The sequence below is a fragment of the Candidatus Thiodictyon syntrophicum genome (assembly GCF_002813775.1).
Taxonomy (GTDB): domain Bacteria; phylum Pseudomonadota; class Gammaproteobacteria; order Chromatiales; family Chromatiaceae; genus Thiodictyon; species Thiodictyon syntrophicum.
The window spans coordinates 168,891-192,984 of the sequence record NZ_CP020370.1 but is presented as its reverse complement, the minus strand read 5'-3'; the positions used below and the strand labels follow the sequence as shown (position 1 = coordinate 192,984).

The 24,094-nt window shown below is 66.1% G+C and carries 19 protein-coding genes and 1 pseudogene; 14 read left to right on the top strand and 6 right to left on the bottom strand.

Going from position 1 to position 24,094, the window contains the following annotated elements; all coding sequences use genetic code 11:
- Positions 1–177: 177 nt before the first annotated feature.
- Complete coding sequence (gene glgC / locus THSYN_RS00820) at positions 178–1,449, bottom strand: glucose-1-phosphate adenylyltransferase (RefSeq protein WP_100917458.1); 1,272 nt, start codon at positions 1,447–1,449, stop codon at positions 178–180.
- Between the two features lie 361 nt (positions 1,450–1,810).
- Between glgC and glgB the strand changes: the two genes are divergently transcribed.
- Entirely contained in the window at positions 1,811–4,135 is a 2,325-nt protein-coding gene (glgB, locus tag THSYN_RS00815; protein WP_100917457.1) for a 1,4-alpha-glucan branching protein GlgB, read from the top strand.
- A 54-nt stretch (positions 4,136–4,189) separates the two neighbouring features.
- On the top strand, positions 4,190–4,651 hold the full coding sequence (locus THSYN_RS00810) for a YaiI/YqxD family protein (protein ID WP_100917456.1): 462 nt from the start codon (positions 4,190–4,192) through the stop codon (positions 4,649–4,651).
- A 688-nt stretch (positions 4,652–5,339) separates the two neighbouring features.
- On the opposite strand, the gene THSYN_RS00805 is transcribed toward THSYN_RS00810, so the two are convergent.
- A complete protein-coding gene (locus tag THSYN_RS00805; protein ID WP_100917455.1) occupies positions 5,340–5,579 on the bottom strand; it encodes a DUF2442 domain-containing protein in 240 nt (79 codons plus the stop codon).
- Positions 5,572–5,802, bottom strand: coding sequence for a UPF0175 family protein (locus tag THSYN_RS00800; protein WP_100917454.1), 231 nt, complete (start codon positions 5,800–5,802; stop codon positions 5,572–5,574). Before THSYN_RS00800 ends, THSYN_RS00805 begins: the two co-directional genes overlap by 8 nt.
- Before the next feature lie 578 nt (positions 5,803–6,380).
- Here THSYN_RS00800 and THSYN_RS00795 point away from each other — a divergent pair.
- From THSYN_RS00795 to THSYN_RS00775, 5 genes are all read left to right on the top strand, one after another.
- A complete protein-coding gene (locus THSYN_RS00795; protein WP_100917453.1) occupies positions 6,381–7,229 on the top strand; it encodes a tyrosine-type recombinase/integrase in 849 nt (282 codons plus the stop codon).
- Entirely contained in the window at positions 7,222–8,379 is a 1,158-nt protein-coding gene (locus THSYN_RS00790; protein WP_100917452.1) for an IS91 family transposase, read from the top strand. The genes THSYN_RS00795 and THSYN_RS00790 overlap by 8 nt, the downstream gene beginning before the upstream one ends.
- A gap of 521 nt (positions 8,380–8,900) precedes the next feature.
- Positions 8,901–9,911 (top strand): IS1 family transposase, encoded by a 1,011-nt coding sequence (locus THSYN_RS00785; protein WP_100917404.1) that lies wholly within the window; start codon positions 8,901–8,903, stop codon positions 9,909–9,911.
- A gap of 271 nt (positions 9,912–10,182) precedes the next feature.
- Positions 10,183–10,794, top strand: a complete 612-nt coding sequence (locus tag THSYN_RS00780; protein WP_100917451.1) for a class I SAM-dependent DNA methyltransferase — start codon at positions 10,183–10,185, stop codon at positions 10,792–10,794.
- Positions 10,779–13,727 carry a DEAD/DEAH box helicase family protein gene (locus THSYN_RS00775; RefSeq protein ID WP_100917450.1) on the top strand — a complete coding sequence of 983 codons (2,949 nt, stop codon included), beginning with the start codon at positions 10,779–10,781 and terminating at the stop codon, positions 13,725–13,727. The genes THSYN_RS00780 and THSYN_RS00775 overlap by 16 nt, the downstream gene beginning before the upstream one ends.
- A gap of 68 nt (positions 13,728–13,795) precedes the next feature.
- Here THSYN_RS00775 and THSYN_RS35590 read toward each other — a convergent pair.
- The 3 genes and pseudogenes from THSYN_RS35590 to THSYN_RS00760 all read right to left on the bottom strand — a co-directional run bounded on the left by THSYN_RS35590 (position 13,796) and on the right by THSYN_RS00760 (position 15,726).
- Positions 13,796–14,893: pseudogene (locus THSYN_RS35590) on the bottom strand (cysteine desulfurase family protein).
- A gap of 204 nt (positions 14,894–15,097) precedes the next feature.
- Positions 15,098–15,484 carry a type II toxin-antitoxin system VapC family toxin gene (locus THSYN_RS00765; protein ID WP_100917449.1) on the bottom strand — a complete coding sequence of 129 codons (387 nt, stop codon included), beginning with the start codon at positions 15,482–15,484 and terminating at the stop codon, positions 15,098–15,100.
- Entirely contained in the window at positions 15,481–15,726 is a 246-nt protein-coding gene (locus THSYN_RS00760) for a type II toxin-antitoxin system Phd/YefM family antitoxin (RefSeq protein ID WP_100917448.1), read from the bottom strand. The genes THSYN_RS00765 and THSYN_RS00760 overlap by 4 nt, the downstream gene beginning before the upstream one ends.
- A gap of 307 nt (positions 15,727–16,033) precedes the next feature.
- Between THSYN_RS00760 and THSYN_RS00755 the strand changes: the two genes are divergently transcribed.
- The 7 genes from THSYN_RS00755 (at position 16,034) to THSYN_RS00725 (ending at position 23,943) form a co-directional block, all read left to right on the top strand.
- Positions 16,034–16,825: a caspase family protein gene (locus THSYN_RS00755; RefSeq protein ID WP_100917447.1), complete on the top strand. Its 792-nt coding sequence runs from the start codon at positions 16,034–16,036 to the stop codon at positions 16,823–16,825.
- A gap of 37 nt (positions 16,826–16,862) precedes the next feature.
- Positions 16,863–19,937: a CHAT domain-containing protein gene (locus THSYN_RS00750; RefSeq protein WP_100917446.1), complete on the top strand. Its 3,075-nt coding sequence runs from the start codon at positions 16,863–16,865 to the stop codon at positions 19,935–19,937.
- Positions 19,938–20,192: 255 nt separating this feature from the next.
- Entirely contained in the window at positions 20,193–20,870 is a 678-nt protein-coding gene (locus THSYN_RS00745) for a DUF6946 family protein (RefSeq protein WP_100917445.1), read from the top strand.
- A 39-nt stretch (positions 20,871–20,909) separates the two neighbouring features.
- Positions 20,910–21,203 carry an EF-hand domain-containing protein gene (locus THSYN_RS00740; protein ID WP_100917444.1) on the top strand — a complete coding sequence of 98 codons (294 nt, stop codon included), beginning with the start codon at positions 20,910–20,912 and terminating at the stop codon, positions 21,201–21,203.
- A 36-nt stretch (positions 21,204–21,239) separates the two neighbouring features.
- Positions 21,240–21,929: an endonuclease III domain-containing protein gene (locus THSYN_RS00735; RefSeq protein WP_236848760.1), complete on the top strand. Its 690-nt coding sequence runs from the start codon at positions 21,240–21,242 to the stop codon at positions 21,927–21,929.
- Between the two features lie 196 nt (positions 21,930–22,125).
- Positions 22,126–23,106: a hypothetical protein gene (locus THSYN_RS00730; protein WP_100917443.1), complete on the top strand. Its 981-nt coding sequence runs from the start codon at positions 22,126–22,128 to the stop codon at positions 23,104–23,106.
- A gap of 120 nt (positions 23,107–23,226) precedes the next feature.
- Positions 23,227–23,943, top strand: a complete 717-nt coding sequence (locus THSYN_RS00725; RefSeq protein WP_100917442.1) for a hypothetical protein — start codon at positions 23,227–23,229, stop codon at positions 23,941–23,943.
- The last annotated feature ends 151 nt before the right edge of the window (positions 23,944–24,094 follow it).

Here is a 24,094-nt window from a genome sequence, read left to right as displayed (position 1 = left end):
CAAGGCAATAATCCTGTCAATCCTGCATGTTGCTGTTGATTCTGTCCAATGGTGCCCGATCGCATCCCCGGTTCGTGGACCTGCGAGCCTGGTATCGGGAACTGCGCCACGGGCTACCGCTCCGACGCGGCGGGGCCCAAGGCGCAAGCCTTGGACCCCAGACCCGCGCGGCCCGCCTCAACGGACGAAGTTGATGCCCTGCCCCAGCATCTCTGGCGCCACCAGGGTGACGCCCTGCTCCGTGACGTAATAGCCCGCGCGCCGGTCCGCCGCCTTGTCGAAGCCGATCACGCTGCCCTCGGCGATCTGACAATTGCGGTCGATGATGGCATTGCGGATGCGGCAACTGCGCCCGATGGTCACGTTCGGCAGGATCACCGAGTCCTCGACCGTGGCATAGGAGTTCACCCGGACGTTGGAGAAGAGCAGCGAGTGCCGCACCTTGGACCCGGAGATGACGCAGCCCCCGGAGACCATGGAGTCCACCGCCATGCCGCGCCGGTCCTCGTCGTCGAAGACGAACTTGGCGGGCGGGAGCTGCTCCTGGTAGGTCCAGATGGGCCATTGCTCGTCATAGAGATTCAGCGGCGGGGTGACGCCGATCAGCTCCAGATTGGCCTCCCAGAAGGCGTCCAGGGTGCCCACATCGCGCCAATAGGCCTGCTCGCCGCTGCGCGGGTCGCGGAAGGGGTGGGCCATGACGCGGTAACGGTCGATGACGGAGGGGATGATGTCCTTGCCGAAATCATGGGACGATTCGCGGGTGTCGGCATCCTTGATGAGCTGCTCGAAGAGGAAGCCGCGGTTGAAGACATAGATCCCCATGGAGGCCAGGCAGTGGTCCGGGCGGTCGGGGATGGTCACCGGGTCCCTGGGCTTTTCCTCGAAGCCGCGCACCCGGCCCTCGGCGTCCGCGGTCATGACGCCGAACTCCCCGGCGCGCTCCTTCTCGACCTCGATGCAGCCGACCGTCATGTCGGCGCCGGTCTCGACATGGTGGGCGATCATGGTCCCGTAGTCCATCTTGTAGATGTGGTCACCGGCCAGGATCAGGATATATTCCGGGTTGTGGTTGCGGATGATATCTAAGTTCTGGAACACCGCATCCGCCGTCCCCGCGTACCAGGCGGTCTCCACCACCCGCTGCTGGGCGGGCCACAGCTCGACGAACTCGCCGAACTCGCCGCGCAGGAAGCCCCAACCCTTCTGGATGTGCAGGATCAGCGAGTGGGCCTTGTACTGGGTGAGCACGCCGACCTGGCGGATGCCCGAATTGATGCAGTTGGACAGCGGAAAGTCCACGATGCGGAACTTGCCGCCGAAGGGGACCGCGGGCTTGGAGCGCCAGGCGGTGAGGTGTTTGAGCCGCGAGCCGCGACCGCCGGCCAGAATCAGGGCCAGGGTGTTGCGGGTCAGGCGGCTGACGAACCGCGGGTTCGATGCCGGCATGGATCCTCCTCTTGGTGGTTTTAGTCCGGCGTTGGGCGTTCTGGAGTGCCCGCCGGTGGGCTTATGGTACCATCTGACGGGATCACGGAACCCATAACCGATCGGTGGCGCACCCTCTCACACGTTGCGAATGCCCACCCCCGGGGCGCCGGTCCCGACCCGCGTCCGCGCGGCGCCCCCGCAGCGACGCACCGGTCGTCCGCGCCGGCCGCCCGCCGGCCCGCGCCGACGCACGACAGGTCCCCGGGGCGCGGGGCGCGGGACCCGCGATCACCGAATCACCACTGGCGCAGGGGCCGCGCGGTACGCCGCAGGCCGCCCCCGCCGCACATAACAAGCCCTCCCGGAGAACAGAACCCCTATGGTCGCCCCCACCAGCACCGCCGCCAAGTTGCCCGAGCCGCTCGCACGTATCGTCGAGGCCCGTCACCACGACCCCTTCGAGGTCCTGGGGCGGCACGTCACCGGCAGCCGGGTGACGGTGCGCGCCTTCCTGCCCGCGGCGGAGCGGGTCGAGATCCTGGAGGCGAAGGCGCAGATGATCCGCACCGAGGGGACCGACCTCTTCACCTGGGAGGGAGATGCGGCACTGGTCCCGGAGCGCTATCGCCTGGCCTGGGAGGACAAGGCGGGCAACCGCGGCACCGCCTACGACCCCTACTGCTTCCCGCCCCAGTTGCGCGACTTCGATCTGCACCTCTTCGGCGAGGGCAAGCACTGGGACGCCTTCCGCTTCCTGGGCTCGCACCTGAAGGAAGTGGACGGGATCAGCGGCGTCCAGTTCGCCGTCTGGGCGCCGAACGCCGACCGGGTGAGCGTGGTGGGTGACTTCAACCGCTGGGATGGCCGCGCCCATGCCATGCGGGTCCGCGGTGCCACCGGGGTCTGGGAGCTCTTCATCCCCGGCATCGGGGCGGGCGGCTTTTACAAGTACGAACTGCGCGACCGCGTGGGCAATGCCCATGTCAAGATCGACCCCTACGCCAATGCCTTCCAGGAGCGCCCCGAGACCGCCGGGCTGATCACGGCCCCGAGCGCCTACGACTGGGGTGACGGCGACTGGATGAAGGCGCGCGCTGAATCGGACTGGCAGCGCCGGCCCTTCTCCACCTACGAGGTCCACCTGGGCTCCTGGCAGCGCGACGCCGCCGGCGACTTCATGAATTACCGGGAGTTGGCGGTGCAACTGGCGGCCTATGCCGTGGAACTGGGCTTCACCCATGTCGAACTGCTGCCCATCACCGAGCACCCGCTCGACGCCTCCTGGGGCTACCAGTGCACCGGCTATTTCGCCCCCACCAGCCGCCACGGCAGCCCGGAGGATTTCCGCTTCTTCATCGATCACCTGCACCAGGCGGGCATCGGCGTGCTGCTCGACTGGGTCCCCGCCCACTTCCCGAAGGACGCCTATGCCCTGGCGCGCTTCGACGGCTCCGCCCTCTACGAGCACGCGGACCCGCGCCTGGGTGAGCACAAGGACTGGGGCACCCTGATCTTCAACTTCGGCCGCAACGAAGTGAAGAACTTCCTGCTCTCCAGCGCCCTGTACTGGCTCTCCGAGTTCCACATCGACGGGCTGCGCGTGGACGCCGTCGCCTCCATGCTGTATCTGGACTATTCCCGCAAGGCCGGCGAGTGGATTCCCAACAAATACGGCGGCAACGAGAACCTGGACGCCGTGGACTTCATCCGCCAGTTGAACATGGTCACCCATGAACAGCACCCGGGCAGCATGATGATCGCCGAGGAGTCCACCGCCTGGCCGGCGGTCTCGCGCCCGACCTACCTGGGGGGCCTGGGCTTCAGCATGAAGTGGAACATGGGCTGGATGCACGACACCCTCTCCTACATGGAGAAGGACCCCATCTACCGCCACTATCACCATGACCTGCTGACCTTCGGCCTGCTCTACGCCTTCACCGAAAACTTCGTCCTGCCCTTTTCCCACGACGAGGTGGTGCACGGCAAAAAGTCCATGCTGGACAAGATGCCCGGCGACCCCTGGCAGCGCTTCGCGAGCCTGCGCCTGCTCTACACCTTCATGTTCAGCTACCCCGGCAAGAAGCTCCTGTTCCAGGGGTGCGAATTCGGCCAGGGCCAGGAATGGGATTTCAACGAGGCCCTGGACTGGGAACTGCTGGAGCGCCCCCAGCACCAGGGGATCAAGCAGATCGTCTCGGATCTGAACCGGCTCTACCGTGAACAGCCGGCGCTGCACGAGGTGGACTTCGAGGGGTCCGGGTTCGAGTGGATCGACTGCCACGACTCATCCCAGTCCGTCTTGAGCTATGTCCGCAAGGACAAGGCCGGCGGGCGCCTGGTCGTCGCCGTCTTCAACTTCACCCCGGTCCCGCGCAACAACTACCGCATCGGCGTCCCCAAGGCCGGCTTCTGGCGCGAGGCGCTCAACTCCGACGCCGAGTTCTACGGCGGCAGCAACGTCGGCAACCAGGGCGGGGTCCGCTCCGAGGACGTGAGCTGGATGGGCCGCCCCCACTCCATCCCCATCGCCCTGCCCCCGCTCGGCGGACTGATACTGGTCCACGAGTCACACCGCGACGAATTGCCGCCCGTCAAGGGCGCGGGCACGGACGCGCCGCCCGCGGACCTGGACACACTGGATGTCGATGCCGGCCCCCTCGCGTCGGCGGCCGTGATCGCACCAGCCACCGCGGAAGACGAGTAGCCGCCGCAGCCGCAACGACCGGGCCCCGCGCGGGGCCCGGGCAGCACCGCCGTCATGCAGATCTGGGTCGACGCCGACGCCTGTCCCAAGGTCATCAAGGACATCCTGTTCCGTGCCGCGGAACGGGTCGGCCTCCCGCTGACCCTGGTCGCCAACCAGCCCATCCCCACGCCCCCCTCACGACTCATCCGCAGCATCCGCGTCGCCCCCGGCTTCGACGTCGCCGACAACGAAATCGTGCGCCTGCTCGCCCCCGGCGATCTGGTCATCACCGCCGACATCCCGCTGGCCGCCGAGGTCATCGCCAAGGGCGGTCACGCACTCAACCCCCGCGGCGAGCGCTACACCCCGGACAACATCCGCGAGCGTCTCACCATGCGCGACTTCATGGACACGCTGCGCGGCAGCGGCATCGATACCGGCGGCCCGCCGCCTTTGGGTCCGCGCGATCGGCAGGCCTTCGCCAATGCGCTGGACAGTTGGCTCGCAAAGCACGCCCCCCAGGAAGGGCCTTGATCATCAGTCCGGCCCCTGGGAGCGCCGCACCCCAGTGCGGCGCGGCCTATCCACAACACGCAAGGCCGCAGTCGCTCGCGAGATCGCGCCGCACTGGGGTGGGGCGCTCCCAGATGCCCGGCGGAGCGCTGGTTCACTGCCATTAAGTTAGGCGCCGCCCAAGCGCCAGGAGTCCAAGGCTTCAGCCTTGGAGCGCGCCAAGGCTGAAGCCTTGGACTCCTGGCGCAGGGAACGCGGTCAGCGAGTGCAGCCTAACCCAATGGCAGTGGAACGCTGGTTGCGCTCCGCCGGTCAGCGCCGCATCTTGATCACTGATCCACCCTTTGTCGCACGCGGCTTCGCGTCTGGCTTAGGGAGAAAAAGCAGCCTTCGGGCGGTTTTTTCGTTTTTCCGACGCGCAAGCACCAAGCAACCGCCCCAAGAAGGGCGCAACAGAGAGCCCAACTGAGCGGCGATCGGTCCGCACCACGAACCCTTGCGGCCTGGCTCCGCGCCTGTAGGGTCCGCTGTGCGGACCAGCGACCTCGCGACCAGTCAGCTTCCGGACCGGCTGCCGGATCAGCGTAATCGGACGATCCAGAAACTTGCGCCGTGGTAAGGCGACCGAACACCCCTTACCGTACCGGGAGGCTCGTGCTCCCTTTCATGGCGATATTGACTGTCGCGAAGCCACTGGACCATGTCACTTTCACGGGTATTCCGGCACCCCCTCGACATAGAGGGTCTCAGGGGCGATATCGATCTCGCCAGGCCAGGTCACGGTGCCGTAGTCCACCCGCGCCAGGCCGAAAAACCCGGGGTTGCGCAGGCGTTGGAAGACCGGATAGCCGAGATAGGGGGTCATGTCGAAGCGGCGGCATTCGCCGTTCGCGAAGGTCAGGCGCAACGAGTGGCCCGGCTCGGGGATCACAGCAACCACATCAGGCATTGGCAAGGTCCCGCGCGAGATCCTCAGGTGAGTGATTGAACACTGAGGCCCCGCAGCCGCCTAGCGACTCCATGAAGGCCCGTTTGGACAGGCCCGCCATTTCGGCGCCTTGACCAAGCGAGAGTCGGCCTTGGTCATAGAGTGCTGCGGCCAGCAGCAAGCGCATTTCGGCGGCGTCAAGGTCGACGAAATCGGGTACAGCGATCTGTATTTGCTTGGACATGGGTTACCTCTGGCTGGCTACCCCCCGGAACCGCTGACACCAGGTCATGACCTCAGGACTCGGAAGGCCGGGCGGGCGGGTGGTGTGGCGGTGGCGGCTGCTCAGCAGCCACGGCCTCGGGTTGCCGCACAATGAACGGGGTACCGGTCTGCTGTGCCAGACGACGCGCAGCCTCGGAGGCGCGCAGCAGTGCAGCAGACACGCCTCGCAGGTCCGGATCGGTAGGTTGTTGATTCTTAATACTCATGGGTTGACTCCTTGGTTAAGCAGCACAGGCGATAACTACTCAGGTGCCCCCGTTTAGACTTAGTCCCCGGTTTGCGCGAAACAAGACTGAGGCGGCACACCCTGGAAGGTCGGGGTAAAGGCGTGGAAGGGATTCGCCCCTCGCGATTGTCTAGTAGTCTGTTGAACTAATCCGCTCCGCGGGGCCTTCCGCGGCCATCCCGCAGCGCCATTGAATAGCGAATGAAGCGCGGATAAGCCCAGCCGTCCCACGGTTACCCGCGGCCCCGCCCCGTCCCCCATCGTCCACACTCGTAACGGCCCACTCCGGGTCGTTGACCGAGAACCAGACGATGACACCCCTGCGTCAGCAGATGATCACGGCCATGCAGATGCATGGCTTCTCGCCGCGCACCCACGAAAGCTATCTCGACGCGGTGCGTGACCTCGCCAAATTCACCCGGCGCTCCCCGGACACCCTGGAGCACGCCGATCTCACGCGCTACTTCGAGCATCTGGTGGTGCAGCGCAGTTTGGCCCCGGCCAGCGTGCGGCTGATGTACAACGGCATCCGCTTCTTCTATCTGCGGGTGCTCGGCTGGCCGACGGTCGACCTGGAGGTCACCTTACCCAAGCGCCCGCAGCGCATCCCGGAGCTGCTCACCCGCGGCGCGGTCGCCGCCATCCTGGCCGCCTGCGACAATCCGCGTTACCGCATGATGTTGACGGTCTGCTATGGCTGCGGACTGCGCCTGAGCGAAGTCCTGGCCCTGCGGGTGCAGGACATCGACGGCGAGCGCCGACTGCTGCGGATCACCCAGGGCAAGGGGGCGAAGGACCGCCTGGTCCCACTCTCACCGACCCTGCTGGAGGCGTTGCGGGACTATTGGCGCCTCTATCGGCCAGCGGATTGGCTGTTCGCCGGGCGCGCCGGGACGCCGCTGTCGCCGACCGGCTTGCAGAAGGCCTTCACCGACGCCAAGCGCCAGGCCGGCGTAACCACGGTCGGCGGGATCCATGGGCTGCGCCACGCCTACGCCACCCATCAATTGGCGGGCGGGTTGTCGGTGGAGCGCCTGCAACGGTTGATGGGCCACCGCAGCATCCAGACCACCCTGCGCTATGTGCATTGGCTGCCCAGTGCCAGCGAGGGCGAAGGGACCCTGGACCTGCTTGCCCAATTGGAGGCCGGCCATGGCTAATACCTCCCTGCAAGCGGTCATGGCGGCGTGCCTGTCCGGTTATGCCGAACATCACCCGTTGAGCCCGCACCAATGGCAGGTCTGTCATCACATCCTGGACTGTCGTACCGCCGCGCTGGGCGGCTTCGCCCTGGAATGCGACCAGTGTGGGGATTGCCCCTTCCTCTATCACGCCTGCCGTGATCGCCATTGCCCGCGCTGCCAACGCCGGGCCTCCGAGGAATGGGTCGAACGCCAGCGTGCGGCGGTGCTGCCGGTGACCTATCACCATCTGGTCTTCACGCTACCCGACACCCTCAACGGCTGGGTCGAGGTCCACCCCGAGGTGATCTACGCCTTGCTGTTCGAGACGGTGTGGGCGACCCTGTCCGCCTTCGCTGAGGACCCCAAGCGCCTGGACGGGCAGTTGGGGATGACGGCGATGCTGCACACCTGGGGGCAGACGCTGGTACGCCATGTCCACCTGCACTGTCTGGTGCCGGGCGGGGCCTTTGGCGCCGACGGGACCTGGCATCCGGCCAAGAGTACCTATCTGTTCCCGGTGCGGGCGCTGTCGCGGCACTTCCGCGGCGGTTTGGTCAGCCGGTTGCGCCGGGCCTTCAAAGACGGGCGACTGTCGCGCCTCACGGCCGCGGAGGTTGACCGCGTCCTCAACGCCCTGATGCAGCCCGAGTGGGTGGTCTATTCCAAGCCCTGTCTGGCGCGCACCGATACCGTGATCGAGTATTTGGGCCGCTACAGCCATCGCATCGCCCTGTCGGACCGGCGGCTGCTGGCCTTCGATGAAGAGGACGACACGGTGGACGTCCGCTACAAGGACTACCGCGACGGCAGTCGCAACAAGGTCATGACCCTGACCGGCGAGGAACTGATCCGGCGCTTCCTGCTGCACGTCTTACCCAAAGGGTTCATGCGCGTTCGTCATTTCGGTTTCCTGGCCAACCGCTGCCGGGCGCGCTGTCTGGCGCTGATCCGTGCGGCGCTGGCGGCCCCGCCGCCGACGCCGGAACCCGCCACGGCACCGGCGGCGACGGCGCCCTTTGACGGCTATCCCTGTCCCAAGTGCCGCACTGGGCGCTTGCACGTCACCGCGCACCTGGCCCCGCTACGGCGTGGTCAGGGGGTTTCGCTGATGCCCGCCACCTGCTAAGCCTCAGCGCCCGCCGGCCGTCCGGGACAGGCCGCCCGCGGCCTGCGTTCGCGCTCGCCCAACATCCGGGAAATGGGCTACACTTCGTCCTCAATAGCCCGTTGTCCAGCCCCGCGGAGCCCTGCGGAGGCCCGCTTGGTGCCGCACCGAGCGGCATCCGGGTGCTGCAACGTGGTCCGGGACCGACCGGCGCCCCGGCCTCAGGGATACAATTCCCTCTCTTAAAGAGGACCGCGGCCGCAGCAGGCGTCGTGCCAGGAGCGGATTAGTCCAACAAACGTTTATCCGTCGTGCGCGCGCGGCGTCGCGCTCCGACTCGGGGTCAGTTGGGCGCGCACGACGGATAAACGCTTATTCGTCAGACATAGCTTCGCAACGCGTCGCTACGCTACGCGAAAATTGGAGCCTTTCGCGGGTTTGGCACTGGTTCAGTTTAATTCCTGTTTACAAGACATTGAAATATATGTAATATATCTAGTTCGGCGCGGGTTTCCGTCACTTTTTGAATAAGTGAGAACTTCTTGAACGGACAATGGACATGCCCTCATTGCAATTCACAGAATTGTCGGCATCACAAGACGTATCAAACCGGTCATAACGGTACGCGTTTGCTGTGGCGATGTCAAAGTTGCAATAGGCTCTTTTCCGAGACCAAAGCCACCCTTATCGAGGGGCTCAGGAAACCGACCAGCTTCATCATTCAAGTGCTCAAAACGCGCACTGAGGGGATCGGCTTGAACGCCGCCTGCCGGGCCTTCGCGATTGCGAAGAATACGTTGCTCCTATGGGAGCGTCGCCTGGCCGATTGCAAGGATGTGCTGGTCATATATGCCCTGACGCACACCTTTATTGAGCAACTGATCGAAGGTGATGAGCTTTATACGAAAGTGAATAGGAATGTCCCCCCGGAGGATTGTGAAGGCTGGACGATCGTACTGATGGAAAGGGCAAGTCGATTTATCTGGGCGCTTCAGTGCGGGAAAAAGGATCGCAGCCTATTTTCATATGCCATACAAATACTTAGAGATGTCATCCTGCGTACTGGCGATGTCACTCTAGTCACCGACGGGGAACGTCGGTATGGCAATCTCCTGTTTGAAATTTGCCACGAAGTATTGCGAACCGGAAAACGCGGCCGCCCACCGAAAGTGCTTCGTCGCGGTGTGAAGGTGCGCCTTAAGAATAAAGGGAAAGGAACTGATAGAACGGGGCACTCGCGTCCCAAATACGAAACCCCTCATCCGGAGCATCCAGAAACCGATCAAGATGTGACGCCAGCCGATATTCATGCTAATCATTTGGAAGCATCGAACGCTTCATTTCGGCGAAAGAATTCTGCTTATCGCCGCCGAACGAATACGTACGCGAAGAGCATTTCTGGTTTGCAAAGAACATTGGATATGTTGTGGATTGTCCATAACTTTATTCGCAGCCACTTCACGACAAAACAGGTTCCTGCGGTGGCTCTGGGGATTCTCCAGCAGGGACTCTCGTGGGATGAGGTCCTTAGAGTTCGACAGCCCAGGTTATAAAAATACTACAAAAACATAAGGATAAGGAAGAACCAAACTGAACCAGTGCCGCGGGTTTCGAGTGCTCCAAATTTCGCGCAGGCGATCAAGATCGGTCAATTTGTGCTCGATTTTCACCGTCACCGAAAGTCCGACAGGCTCTTAGGACGCCCGCTTGTGTCTGACCCGCCTCGGCGAGACACTCATGTTAATATTAGTCCGCCTAGGCGAGCCAATTGCCTTACAGAGTCGATGCATAACGACACTCGTGTCCCTGATACCAAAATCTGCAATGCCTGCGTCAACTAGCGATTATTACGAGAGTCATGCGCGCCAGTTTTTCGACGATACCATCGCAGTCGATATGTCGCCCCTGTACGAACGCTTTCTGTGGCGATTACCGAAGCAGGGCTGCATTCTCGACGCCGGCTGCGGCTCCGGTCGGGATGCCCTCGCCTTTCGGAAACGCGGCTACAAGGTTACCGCCTTCGATGCTTCACCGACGCTCGCCAATCTCGCGGCAGCCTATTGCCGACTTCGCGTTGAGGTCATGCGTTTCGAGGACTTGGAATGGCACAGTCGATTCGATGGCATCTGGGCCTGTGCCAGCCTGTTGCACATTGGTGCGGCCGAACTCCCGGATGTTTTGTTCCGCATGGGCGGCGCCCTGAAGCCGCAGGGCGTTATCTACGCGTCGTTCAAGTATGGCCAGGGTGAGCGAGACCACAACGGCCGGCGCTTCACCGATCTTAACGAGGCCGGCCTCACCGCGCTGCTCCAAGTAGTCCGGAGTTTGGAGGCGTTGGAGACCTGGATCACGACCGATCTGCGGCCGGATCGCGAGACCGAATATTGGCTGAACACTCTGCTCGTTAGGACTGAGTCGAAGTGCCCCAGTACCTGATCACCGGCGGCGTCCGCAATCCGTTCCTGCCGCGGCTGCTTACCGCCATCCGTCATGCGAACCGGATCGACTTGGCGGTCGCATTCATCAAGTCGAGCGGCCTGACGTTACTCTTCGATGCACTGGCAGACGCCATCGAGACCCGCGGTGCGCAACTGCGCATCCTGACCAGCGACTATCTCGACGTCACCGACCCACCGGCCCTACGTCGGCTCCTGCTCCTCGCCGAGCGCGGCGCCGACGTGCGCGTATTTCAGGCCGAGGACGAGAGTTTCCATCTCAAGGCGTATATCTGCGTCCAGAACCAGGAGGGACGCGAGGTTTGGGGTGCGGCGTTCGTCGGCTCCAGCAACATCAGCCGCACCGCACTCACCGACGGGTTGGAATGGAACTATCGGGTGAACTGGGCCGACGACCCGGCCGCCTCTCACGCGCTTGGCTTCCGTGAGATCCAGGTCGAGTGCCAGGTGTTGTTCGAGCATCCCAATGTTCACGCGCTGGACCATGATTGGATCGATCGCTACGAGCAGCGCCGCAAGGTCCAGCGGCTCCCCGTTGCCCCGGGGAGCAACGATCAAGAAGATCCCCCACCCTGGCCGACGGAAGTGCAGCGCGAGGCCCTCGCCGCCTTGGCCGCCACGCGGGACGCGGGCTACCGTCGCGGCTTGGTGGTCATGGCGACCGGACTCGGCAAGACCTACCTGGCGGCGTTCGACAGTGCATCAATGCACGCGAGCAGCGTCCTGTTCGTTGCCCATCGGGAAGAGATCCTACTCCAGGCCGAGGGCAGCTTCCAGCGCGTTCACCCTCGCAGGCGGGTGGGTCGATACACTGGCGAACAGAAAGACGCGGACGTGGACTTATTGTTTGCGTCTGTGCAAACGCTGGGGCAGGTCCGTCACTTGGAACGGTTCGAACCGGAGCGCTTTGAATACATCGTGGTGGATGAATTCCACCACGCCTCCGCCCCGATCTACCGTCAATTGCTTCAGCATTTCAGGCCACGGTTCCTTCTCGGACTGACGGCAACGCCGGAGCGGACCGACCAGTCCGATATCTTGAGCCTGTGCGATGACAATCTGGTCTACACCCGTCACCTGTTCGATGGCATTGAACTGGGATTGCTTTGCCCCTTTCACTATTACGGCATCTACGACGAAACCGTCAACTACCAAGAGATCCCCTGGCGCAACGGGCGTTTCGACCCCGAGTCCCTGTCCAACAAGTTGGCTACCCTGGGGCGTGCGCGCCATGCCTTGACCCATTGGCGCGCCAAGGCCCAGGGCCGGACCTTGGCCTTCTGTGTCTCCAAGCGCCACGCGGATTTCATGGCCGCACGCTTCCGCCGCGAAGGGATCCGCGCTGCTGCCGTCTACCATGGCTCCCCACTCGACCGTAGCGCGGCGCTCGAACAATTGGATCGCGGCGAACTGCAGGTCATCTGCTCAGTCGACCTGTTCAATGAAGGTGTCGATCTGCCCGCCATCGACACTGTCCTGATGCTCCGTCCTACCGAGTCGAAGGTACTGTTCCTGCAACAGCTTGGCCGGGGCCTGCGCCAGCATCCAGACAAAGAACGCCTGGTGGTGTTGGACTTCATCGGCAACCACAAGGGCTTCCTGAACAAACCCCAGGCACTCTTCGGCGCCGGCACCAGCTATTCGGCCTTGGCCGCCTTCGCGCGCCGCGCCCGCGACGGCACGCTGATCCTTCCACCGGGCTGTTACGCAAACTACGATATCGAGATCATCGAGTTCCTGACTCGTCTCCAGGGGCGTGGACCCGCGACTGACTACCAGTCGCTTAAGGAGTCGCTGGGTCGCCGCCCGACCTTGGCCGAGTTCTACCGTAGCGGGTCCAGCATTGCGGACCTGCGCCGCTTGCACAGTCAATGGTGGGCCCTGGTGCGCGACCAGGGAGATTTAGCCCCGGCGGAATCCGCATGCTTGCTCAGCCATGAGGCATTCTTCCGGGAGGTCGAAACCACCAACATGACGCGCAGCTACAAGGCCGTGCTGCTGGAGTCTCTCCTCGACAACGACGGCCTTCGCGACCCGCCCCGCCTGGAAGATCTCGCCGTGCAAGCCCTGACCGTCTTTCGCCGCCGCCGCAGCTTTGTCAGCGACCTACCCAGCGCCCTGCGCGACCTCGACAGCATCGACCCGGGCGGATGGCTCGGTCACTGGAAGAGAAACCCGATCAATGCATGGACCGGGAGCAACAAATCAGGGAACGCAACGAATTGGTTCGTCGTTCGGAAAGGCCGATTCCAACCGAACTTCGATGTACCGGACGCAGAGATCCAGACCTTTCAATCCATGGTTCGCGAACTGGTCGACTACCGGCTCGCCGCCTACGAGCCGCGACTCGACCGTCCCGCCGAGCCCGCCGAGGCGAACGAGCCCACCGTACCAAGCGCCAAGGTCATCCCGTTCCGCCGGCCGACCCCCGCGCCGGAGACGACCGGCCGGACGATCCCGTACTTTCCGAACCTGCGTATCGCCTGCGGACATTTCAGAAGCGGACGAACCGATGTGGACGCCACCTGCCGTATCGGCTCGGAGTATGGCCGCCTCGATCCCTCACGACACTTTGTGGCCCGCGCAATCGGAAACTCGATGAACGGCGGCAGGACGCCCGTCCAGGACGGCGACTACCTGCTTCTGGAGTTACTTGACCCGGCGCACGCAGGCTCCATTACCGGGCAGGTCATGGTCGTTGAACGACAAGACGCAGGCGGTGACGATCAATACTTGCTGCGCCTAGTGACCAAAACGCCAGATGGGCGCTATATTCTCAAGGCGACCAATCCGGAGTATCCCGACTACGAAGCAGATGAGTCCATGCGCACACTTGCGCGACTACGTGTCGTCTTGAGTCCAGAGAATTTGACCTTCATCGGCGATGCAGACATACGCAGTGATCCAGGGTAATCCCGTCGCGACGGGCACGTTCGCTGATGCTCTTGTGCAGCGAATGGGGGATGTGGATCGTGTGAGCTTCACTGCACTGACAACTCCCGAATCCGCTGCACCGCCGCGACCATCAGGTCCGCGGCGCTACTTACGTCGTTGAATGAATGGGTGCGGTCGAAGCTGACGCGGACCGCACCGTATAAGAGGTCGCCTTCGATCCCCATGGCCCGCAGCACCGCGGAGGGCTCAACGGTGCCGGAGGAGCAGGCGGAGCCGGAGGCGATGGCGAGTCCGTGTGCGACCTGGTTGATCAGGGCGTCGCTGCCGATGCCGGGGATGGAGAGGTTGACGATGTAGGGCGACACCGCGGCACCCTCACCGTGGACCTGGATCGGCAGCCGCGCGCGCAGCCTGGCGACGAACTGATGCCTCAGTTCGGCGACATGGGCCAGATCCGTCGCACGGTGCCGGGCGGCCAGCGTCAGGGCCGTCGCCAGGCCGACGATTTGATGGGTCGGCAGCGTTCCGGGGCGTAACCCGAATTCCTGGCCGCCGCCATACATCAGCGGCTGCAGCCGGAGACGGCGGCGATTGCGGACCACGAGACAGCCGATCCCCTTGGGCCCATGGAACTTGTGGGCCGAGAGCGAGAGCAGGTCGATCGGCATTTGGCGCAGATCGATCGGGAGTTTGCCGGCCGCCTAGGCGGCATCGACATGCAGCAAGACGCCGCGTTCGGCCGCCAGCGCGGCAACCTCGGCGATGGGCTGCATGACGCCGGTCTCGTTGTTGGTGTGCATCAGTGAGACCAGCAGGGTGTCGGGGCGCAGCGCGGCGGCGACGGCCGCGGGCTCGATCCACCCCTGGCGGTTGGGGGACAGATAAGTGACCCGGAAGCCTTCAGTCTCCAGCGCGGCACAGCAGGCGAGCACGGCCTGGTGCTCGATCCGCGAGGTGATCAGGTGCCGACCCTGCTGCGCGTGGGCCAGCGCGACCCCGCGCAGGGCGAGATTGTCGGACTCGGTGGCGCCTGAGGTGAAGATGATCTCGTCGGGTTCGCAGCGCAGCTCGGCGGCGATGGCGGCGCGCGCGCCCTCGACCACTGCCGCCGCGGCGCGGCCGGGGCTATGGGCCGCCGACGAGGGGTTGGCGAAGCGCTCGGCCCCGGCGAGCTGGGCGACCATGGCGGCCAGCACCTCGGGCGCGACCCGGGTCGTCGCGGCGGTGTCGAAGTACAGTGGCTGGGTGACACCGATGCCGATGATGGCGTCCTCCTGGTGCAACAGGTGCGCAACACGGGTTTACGCCGCGTCGCGCTCGGGCTCGATTTTGTTCCACCCACAGGCAGGACGCAAGGCTCGTGTGTCAGGAAGACCTCGCCGTGTCCGTCAGGTCCAGATCAAATCCAGCCCATAGGGCTCGAACAGTGGATCATGGGTTACCACCACCAAACGCTCGACGCGTGCCTGTGCAATCAGCATCCGGTCGAAGGGGTCGCGGTGGTGGTCCGGCAGGTTGCGGGTCTCGGCGGCGTGTTGAAAGCCGATGGGCAGGCGCTCGAAGCCGCTCTCCTTGACGCCTTGCGCAAAGTCGACCGTCAGGTCCAGTTTGCCCAAGCGCGCCTTGATGGCGGCCTCCCAGGCGGAAGCGGCACTGACGAACACCAGTTCGGCCTGGGTGATCGCGATGCGAGCGTCCATCTTCAACTGCGGATCATCCAGCTTCCACCAGAGGAAGGCATGGGTGTCCAGCAACAGCCGCGACCGGCCCGTCACGGCTGACCCTCGAAGGCGTCGATCAGGTCCGGCGGCAGCGGGGCGTCGAAGTCCTCGCTGACCCGGACCTTCCCCTGCCAGCCGCCGGGGCTGCGCCGGTCACGCGGGCTGCACAGGGGCACCAGCTTGGCGAGGGGCCGGCCAGCCTTGGCGATTACGATCTCCTCCCCGCCGGCGGCACGATCGACCAGCTCAGAGAGCAGGGTCTTGGCTTGATAGAGATTGAGGACGGTTTCCGACATAGAACCTGGCGCTCTTGGTTTGGCTTGACCAAACAATACGCGCGGACTCGGCCAGAAACAAGCTGGACGCCGCGGACTCCGATCGGCGGCGCACCCGCGCCCGCGGGTCCAGGCTTTCGCCCCCGCCCGCCAGGCCCTTTCCGACCCCACCACCCGCCATCCGCTGACCGCCATCCGCGCCCCCGGACATTGCACAACCGGCCCTCACCAACCAAACTTCTGTGGGAGCGGATCGGGTAGCGCGCCGCTACCTTGAGACCGCGGGTCGCGATCCATCACCCAAGGCAAACGACGGAGAACCAACCCCATGAGCAAGAAGGCACTGTGCATCGGTATCAACGACTATCCCGGCACCGCCAACGACCTGAAGGGCTGCGTCAACGACGCCAACGACTGGTCGGCGGAACTGGGCAAACGCGGTTTCACGGTGGCGAAGATGCTGGACGGGCAGGCCACCAAGGCGGCCATGATCAGCGCCATCCGTGACCTGATCAGCACCGCCCACAACGGCGACACCCTGCTGTTCACCTATTCCGGGCACGGCACCTGGGTGCCGGACAGCTCGGGCGACGAGCCGGACGGGCGCGACGAGGCGCTCTGCCCCTATGACATCGGCACCAAGGGCCCGCTCCTGGACGACGAGATCGGCATCCTCTTCAGGTCCGCCGGCACCGGGGTGCGCATCCTGTTGATCTCCGACAGTTGCCATTCCGGCTCGGTGATCCGCGGGCGGGAGGATGACCTGGACGTCGGCAAGACGCGCGCCCGCTTCATGCCGCTGTCGGACTGGATGCCCAAGGACGAGCTGCCCCCGGCCGGCGCCGCGGCCCCGCGGGTGGTCAGCGGGATCAGGCGCACCGGCGGCGACCTGCTCCTGGCTGGCTGCAAGGATACCGAATACTCCTACGACACCAGCTTCCAGGGTCGGCCCAACGGGGCCTTCACCTATTATGCCCTGAAGACGCTGCGCGAGCTCAAACCAGCCAACTACGACGCCTGGTTCAACGCCATCCGGCAGTATCTGCCGAGCAGCCGACTGACCCAGACCCCGCAGATCATGGGGAGCGCGACCGCACGGCGCTTCGCGGTGTTCGCATAGTTCGCGGCTGTAACCGGAAAATAGAGGAGACCCCGCCATGGCCACCAACCGGACCCGCCGCAGCCGCGGTGCGATCGAGGCGGCGGGGACGCCCGCCGCCGACCAGGATGCCCCGCCCGCCCGGTCGGCGGTGGTGCAGGAGGCGCCCGCCCCCGGGACCCTCCCGGACGCGGCCGCCTTTGCTGACCCAGCGGTAATTGCCGGAGACGGGGCGGCCGGCGCGCCCGACGGGGACCCGACCTCGCCCTTGCTCGCGACCGCACCGGCCGCCGTCAATCCCGACGCGGGCCAGGCGGCAACGCCGGACCCCGACGCCGCGGCGGCGCCGGACCCGGAGTCCCCGGCGGCGGCACCGGTCATCCGGGTCGGCGTCCGCCACGGCGACCTGGGCTATGCACACTATCCGGTCCTGGTGGGGCACTATCTGGGGGATACCATCGTCAGTGCCGAGCGCGTCCTGGACCAGCGGCTCAACGGGGCCTTGAGCGAGCGGATGCAACTCGGGCTCTACCCGGGTCGGCCGGGCACCCATGCCCTGTTCTTCAGCGCGGGCCCGCGGGGGCGGCCGGCAGGGGCCCTGGTGGTAGGGCTCGGTCAGGTCGGGGACCTGGCCCCCGGGCTCCTGGAGACGGTGGTCAGGGACACGCTGATCGACTATGCGCTGCGCATCTCGCGGTGGCCGGACGGGCGCTTCGGCCCCGCCGACACGGTCAGGTCCGCGGGCGTCTCCTGCCTGCTGGTGGGCTCCGGGGCCGGGGGCATGACCGTGACCGACTCCGTGAAGGCGATCCTGCGCGGCGCCCTGGCCGCTGCGGACCGTCTGCGGGAGGCCGGGCTGGGGTCGCGGGTGGTCATCGACCACCTCGAGTTTCTGGAGATTTATCACGACCTGGCGATTGCCGCCGCCCGGGCCCTGGACGGGGCGCTCATGGACGCCGCGGTGGCCGCGCGGGTGGACTGGCCGCGACGGGTGATCGAGGCGGGCGAGGGCGGACAGCGGCGCATCCGCTGCGAAGAGGCCCCGGACTGGTGGCAGCGCCTGGAGATTATCCAGGAGGGCGCGGGTCAGGACGGCGGCGAGGCCCTGCGCTTCATCGCCTCCACCGACCGGGCGCGCGCCGAGGTCACCCTGGCCGCCGGTCAGTTGCGGCTGGCCGACAGCTTCATCGCGCACGCCTCACGCAGTGATGCCGCCAACACCGAGGCGGCCAAGACCCTGTTCGAGATGCTCTTGCCCAGTCGCCTGCGTGAACTGGCACCCCGGCAGGGCGCCCTGGTGCTGTTGGTGGACGAGACCTCCGCCCGTTTCCCCTGGGAACTCCTGGAGGACCGCTGGAGCGACAGCGGGCGCCCGCCCGCGGTCGGCGCCGGGATGGTGCGCCAACTCAAGACCCCGCGCTATCGCCCCCACCCCGGCCACGCCACCGAGCCCCGCGCCTTTGTCGTGGGCAACCCCAACCTGACCGACTGGGACGCCTTCGGCGACCTGCCCGGCGCCCGCGACGAGGCCAACCTGGTGATCGGGCTGCTGCGCGCCAACGACTATCAGGTCCGGGACTGCATCGACGAGGAGGCCGACGCCATCCTGAGCGGCCTGCACAAGGACGCCTGGCGCATCCTGCACCTGGCTGGCCACGGGGTTCACGAGTTCCCGGTGTCCGTCGCCGCCCCCGCCGCCTGCCCGGCCTGCGGTCAGGCCGCGGCGGCACGCGCGCAGCGGCGCTCCGGGATGGTCATCGGCCGTGAGACCTTCCTCACCCCCGGCGACGTGGAACAGATGCGCTGGGTGCCGGAACTGGTCTTCATCAACTGCTGCCACCTGGGCAAGACCCAGGGCAGCGTCCCGCCGCGCTACAACGAGCTGGCGGCGAACCTGGCGGTGCAGTTCATCGGCATGGGCGTCAAGGCGGTGATCGCGGCGGGCTGGGCGGTGAACGATCAGGCGAGCTTGAGCTTCGCCGAATGCTTCTACACCCGGCTCCTGGCCGGCGAGTTCTTCGGCGAGGCCGTGCGCGAGGCCCGGGAGCAGGTCTGGCGGCGCTTCCCCGACGTCAACACCTGGGGTGCCTACCAGTGTTACGGGGACCCCGCCTTTCGCCTGCGGATCCAGCCAGTGGAGAGCGTGCCCGCCGTCCGCCGACCCTATCACGACCCCGCCGAATTGGTCGCCGACCTGCAAAACCTGATTCAGGGCATCCGGATGCAGGTGCGCGCGGGGCGCGACGACGCGGCGGCCACGGCTGCACGGCGCGCCGACATCGAGCGCCTGGTCGCCGCCATCCCGGACACCGAGACTGAGGTCTGGCTGGCCCGGGCGGACCTGGCCGCCGCCCTGGGGCTCGCCTGGGGCGAGACGCGCGACTACGCCCAGGCCGTGACCTGGCTGGAACGGGCGCTCCAGGCGGAGACCGGTGACTGCGCGCTGCGCGTGCTGGGACTGTGCAACGACTTCCGGGTCCGGCTGGTCGGCGAGCACTGGCAGGCCCTGCGCAACGAGCCCGCGGACGGGCCGCGGGAGGACCGGCGGACCGCCCTGGTCGAACAGATCGAGGCCAGCATCGATGAACTGACCCTGGTCTGTCGGCGGGCCGCCACCGTGGAGCGCCTGAGCGCCCTGGGCAACGCCTGGCGCTACCGCGCCTGGCTCCATAACGAGTGGGCGGCGCGCCGCGCGGCCCTGGTCAAGATGGAGGGCTATCTGGCCCAGGCGCTGGCCAAGTCGGCGGCGCCCAGTCCACGCTATTTCCCCCTGTGGGCAGCGGTGAAGCTGCTGACCCGGGACCCGAGCCGGATCGAGGACTGGCAGGCTGGCCTGCCCGATGACCTGCACGCGATGATCCAACAGGCCGTCGCGCGCCACGCCGCCGAGCCCAGCTTCAACAACGCCGTGGCCGTGGCCGACAACGAGACCGCCCTGCTGCTGACCCAGAGCGAGCCGCACCCCGCCACGGCGCCGCGCATCATCGACCTCTACCGGGCCGCCGTGGGCGGCGGCGCCAGCCCGCGGGAGATCGCCACGATGCTGGAATACCTGGACTTCCTCATCGCCCTGGGCGAGGGGCTGCCCGCGCCGGTGCGCCGCGCCCTCGGCGAGATCCGGGCGGCGCTCTGATACCGCTCGATGGAAATCACCGACCTCACCGCGGCCGTAGGGTGCGCCGTGCGCACCATGGCGCCGACCGAGACGATCAACCCAGAAAAAGCAGTTTAGCCGCAAATGAACGCAAATTGACGCAAATAATCAGAGACTTGGCCTTTACGGTAGGTGCGCCCTCCGGGTGACGCTCGCGACGATGCTAACCAGCAGATTTATTTGCGCTTATTTGCGTTCATTTGCGGCCAAATACTCTTTCTGGGATTACGACTGATGCCCCACATCTACCTCCCCGCCACCACTGCCGACCAATGGGCCCAGTGCCTTGCCGCACCCGCCAAGCACTGGCGCACGGGCTTCTCGGCACGCACCCTCGCCTACGCCTGGCAAGAGGCCGACGGGTTCCCGGGCGAGGTCGCGGCGGCCCTGGCGACCGCGGCGGATTTTCAGGGCATCGAGTTGCTGCTGGCGTTTCCGGAGCATCGGGTATCATTACCGGGGGCGGGTCACTCATCCCAGACCGATCTGTGGGTGCTGGCCCGCGCCGGTGCCAACCTCGTCTCGATCGCGGTCGAGGGCAAGGTCGCCGAGGCCTTCGGCGCCACGCTCGGCGACTGGCTCGCGGGGGCTTCGCCCGGCAAGCAGGCGCGCCTGGCCTCGCTACAGCGCATACTTGGTCTAGGCGCGCCGCTGCCGCCGGGTCTACGCTATCAACTGCTGCACCGCTGCGCGTCCGCCGTCATCGAGGCCAAACGCTTCGGAGCGCCGCACGCCGTCCTGCTGATCCACTCGTTCAGCCGCGAGCGGCGCTGGTTTGGCGACTTTGCCGCCTTTGCCGCGCTCTTCGGGGCTGCGCCCACCGTCGGGCAGGTCGCCGCGGCCGGCGTCTGCGACGGCGTGCAGTTACACCTGTGCTGGGTCCACGGCAACGCACGTTACCTCACCAAATAGCCGCTGACACAGCGCGTTTTGTCCACAGGGGAGAACAATATGAGAGGCTTTACAACCCCAGGGCTGGTGCTCGTCGCCATGACGGGCCTGGTCGGTGCCGGTCAGGCCGCGGCACCGTCGCAGGAGACGGTCAGGGCGGTGTATACGCAGTTGCTGGTGCAGGCGGATGCCGACAAGGATGGAACCATTTCAGTCGCGGAGTGCAGGTCCATCTTCACTGATCCGGCGATCTCAGAGAAAAGCTGCCGGTTTTGGGATGTCAATAAGGACGGCGCCATCACTGAAGACGAATACGTCGAGCGGGTCATGCGCGTGACCAACAAGAACAAATAGCGGCGCGGCCGTGACCGAACGGGGCCTCCCAGGACCGTGAATCCCGAGCGCTGCCGCGCGGTCTACGCGGCCTTGGAGGCCGCCTATGGCCCCCAGGGCTGGTGGCCGGCGCAGACCCCCTTCGAGGTCATGGTCGGTGCCGTGCTGACCCAGAACACCGCCTGGACCAACGTGGAGCGGGCCCTGGCGCGCCTGACCGGGCGCATCGCGCTGACGGCCGAGGCGATCCTGGCCCTGGATGAGGCCGACCTGGCGGATGCGCTGCGCCCCTCGGGCTATTTCAACATCAAGGCGCGACGCCTGCGGTCCTTCTGCGAGGGCTTCCTGGCGGGCGGCGGACTGCCGGGGCTCGCCGCCCTGGACACCGCGCCACTGCGCCGGCACCTGCTGGCCATCCCGGGCGTGGGACCGGAGACGGCCGACGACATGCTGCTCTATGCCTTCGCGCGCCCGGTCTTCGTGGTCGATGCCTACACGCGGCGCGTCTTCACCCGGCTGCGCCTGCTGCGCGGCGACGAGGGCTACGAGACCATCCGCACCGCCTTCGAGACCGCCCTGGGCGCGGACGTGCCGCTCTTCAACGCCTATCACGCACTGATCGTGCGCCACGGCAAGGAGGTCTGCCGCAAACACCCGCGCTGCGACACCTGCTGTCTGCGCGGCGGCTGCCCGGCGGCCGATGAGCAGGATCATGCCTTGCTCACGAATGCGCGTTCGCGCCCCTGACACCGCTGTGGAACTGGGCGAGTGTTCCCGTAGCTATCCGTTATCCGTCGGCTTGCCGGGACGGGGTGGGGATCTTGCGGACTCGCCGTTGCCGGACTAAACTCCTACCTGTTAACTTGGTTTTGTGTCGCTTCGTCCCGCTCGCCACCCGAGGGCCGGTCATGGCTGCAAATCCCCAGCTCCGTCGCGTCCGCGCTTGGCAGGCAGCACCGCCGTCGTATTGCCGGTGGACGAGGCCCAGCGCGTCTATCACGAATCCCACGGCGCGGCCTGGATTCGCTGCGGGGCCTGTCGTGAGCGACTGATCTGCTGGCCGAATCCGAACTACGGCCCGGCCCCGCAGCCGGTGGCGCCTGATGAGGGTGTCGATCCCTTCCTTGCCGGCCTGCGCGATGGCAGCCGTCGTTGCGCGGATCAGGCGGAGGCCCTGGTCGCCGCCGCCGGGGCGATGGCCGACGGCGATTTCGTTCGCGCGCAGCACTTGCTCGGTATCGATCACGGCGACCTCGCCTCGCAGTTCATCCAGGCCCTGGCCCAGGACCTGACGACAAACGTCGTCGGCGAGGCCCAGGACCCCCGCGCCCACGGCGAACGCCTGGCGCGGCGGCTCTGCACCTACGCCGGACTCTGGTCGGCGCGTGCCCGCGGCAGCCGCGGCGCCGCCCCCGCCGGCAATCCAATGCAGCGCCCGCCGAGGCCCCACCGATCGCTGCCGGCACCGGTCAATCCCCGCGCCGTCATGCGGGAGTCTGCTGGGGCCGATGTTTGGGCAGGGAAGTATCATGTGGACCCGGTCACCGGGGATCGCCATCGGGTCATGGGGGTTTCGCGCACGCCGCGCTCCCACGCCACCTCCACGGCTGCAAACAAGGGCGAGGGCCTGGCCTATCACGAGGCCTTGCAGCGTGGTGAAATCGGCCTGCAACAGCCGGCCGGGGCCAATGTGCCGGGTACCGACTTCATCACCGCGGTGCTCGACGACGCAGGCAATGTGAGCAATGTCGTGATCACCGAAGTTAAGACCAGCATGCGCGGCCGCTTTCCCGAGCCGAAGACGGCGATCCCCGGCACCTGGCAGGCGGAGCTGCTCGACGCCATCGCCCAGGGCCGCGTCGTACTGCGGCAGATCAACGTCGACCTTTCGCCGACCGGTCAGGGCACAATCAGCGGCTTCTGACCCGTTGCCCGCCCCCACGGGGCGGCCCCGTCGATCACGAGATGCATCGGTAGAAGCCATCCCCGACGATCAAGCCCTTAGGTTCCCCCCTAACCCAACCAACACCAGCGGAGGTGCGAGATGAGAACCCGCTCCAGCGTCAACCAACCACCGCCGAACCAGCAGCGTCGCGACATCAGGGGGCCGCGGCGGTGCCGCATCCCGGCCCTGCTGCTGTTCGCCCTCGCGGCCACCGCGGCGCAGGGCAAATCCTGGCCGATGACCCCCCAGGGAGAGGTGGACCCGCAGTCCGGAATCATGATGCTCGACCAGACCGGACAGGGGCAGTTGCGCGACATCGTCACCGCCATGCTCGGCCGCGAGGCCCTGATCAACGGCAGTGATCTCTATGTGCGCTTCTCGATCGATGGAGGCCCGAGCCCCGGCCAGCCGATGCAAGGCTTCGCGGCGGCCCTCCAGCCCCAGGGTCGGCCCCTGGTCGGCGCGGGCATCTTGGAGATCGGGCTCTATCCGAACTGGTCGATCATCATCACCCCGGACCGCCGGGGCAATGGCAACCTGTGGACCGGGTCCGTCGGGCTGCGCGTGCGCCAGTATAGGATCCTGGAATCCGGCGAGGCGCCTCCGAACCGACGCCTGATGATGGCGCACTATTTTGAATGGTCGGCACGAGTCGAAAACGACCAATTGACCCTGCAACTGAAACCGGATGGTCGCAACGACACCGATGACCCCATCGTGCGCCTGATCGCGCGGCTCTTCGACATCAGTCCCTCGCGAGTCCATGTGGCGCCGGCGGACCCCGCCGAGGTACGCGGCCTGCTCGGCGCCGGCTAGCGAGCGAGCGAACGCGCGAGCATTGATCTGCGGCGAACGGATAGTAAATTCAACGATCCGAGACCACCGGCAACCGCCCCGTGTCGGCGCCCGCCATTGCGCGCCGAGGTCTGAACCAATCTCCCGGGGCGTAGGACCGCGCCTGAGCATC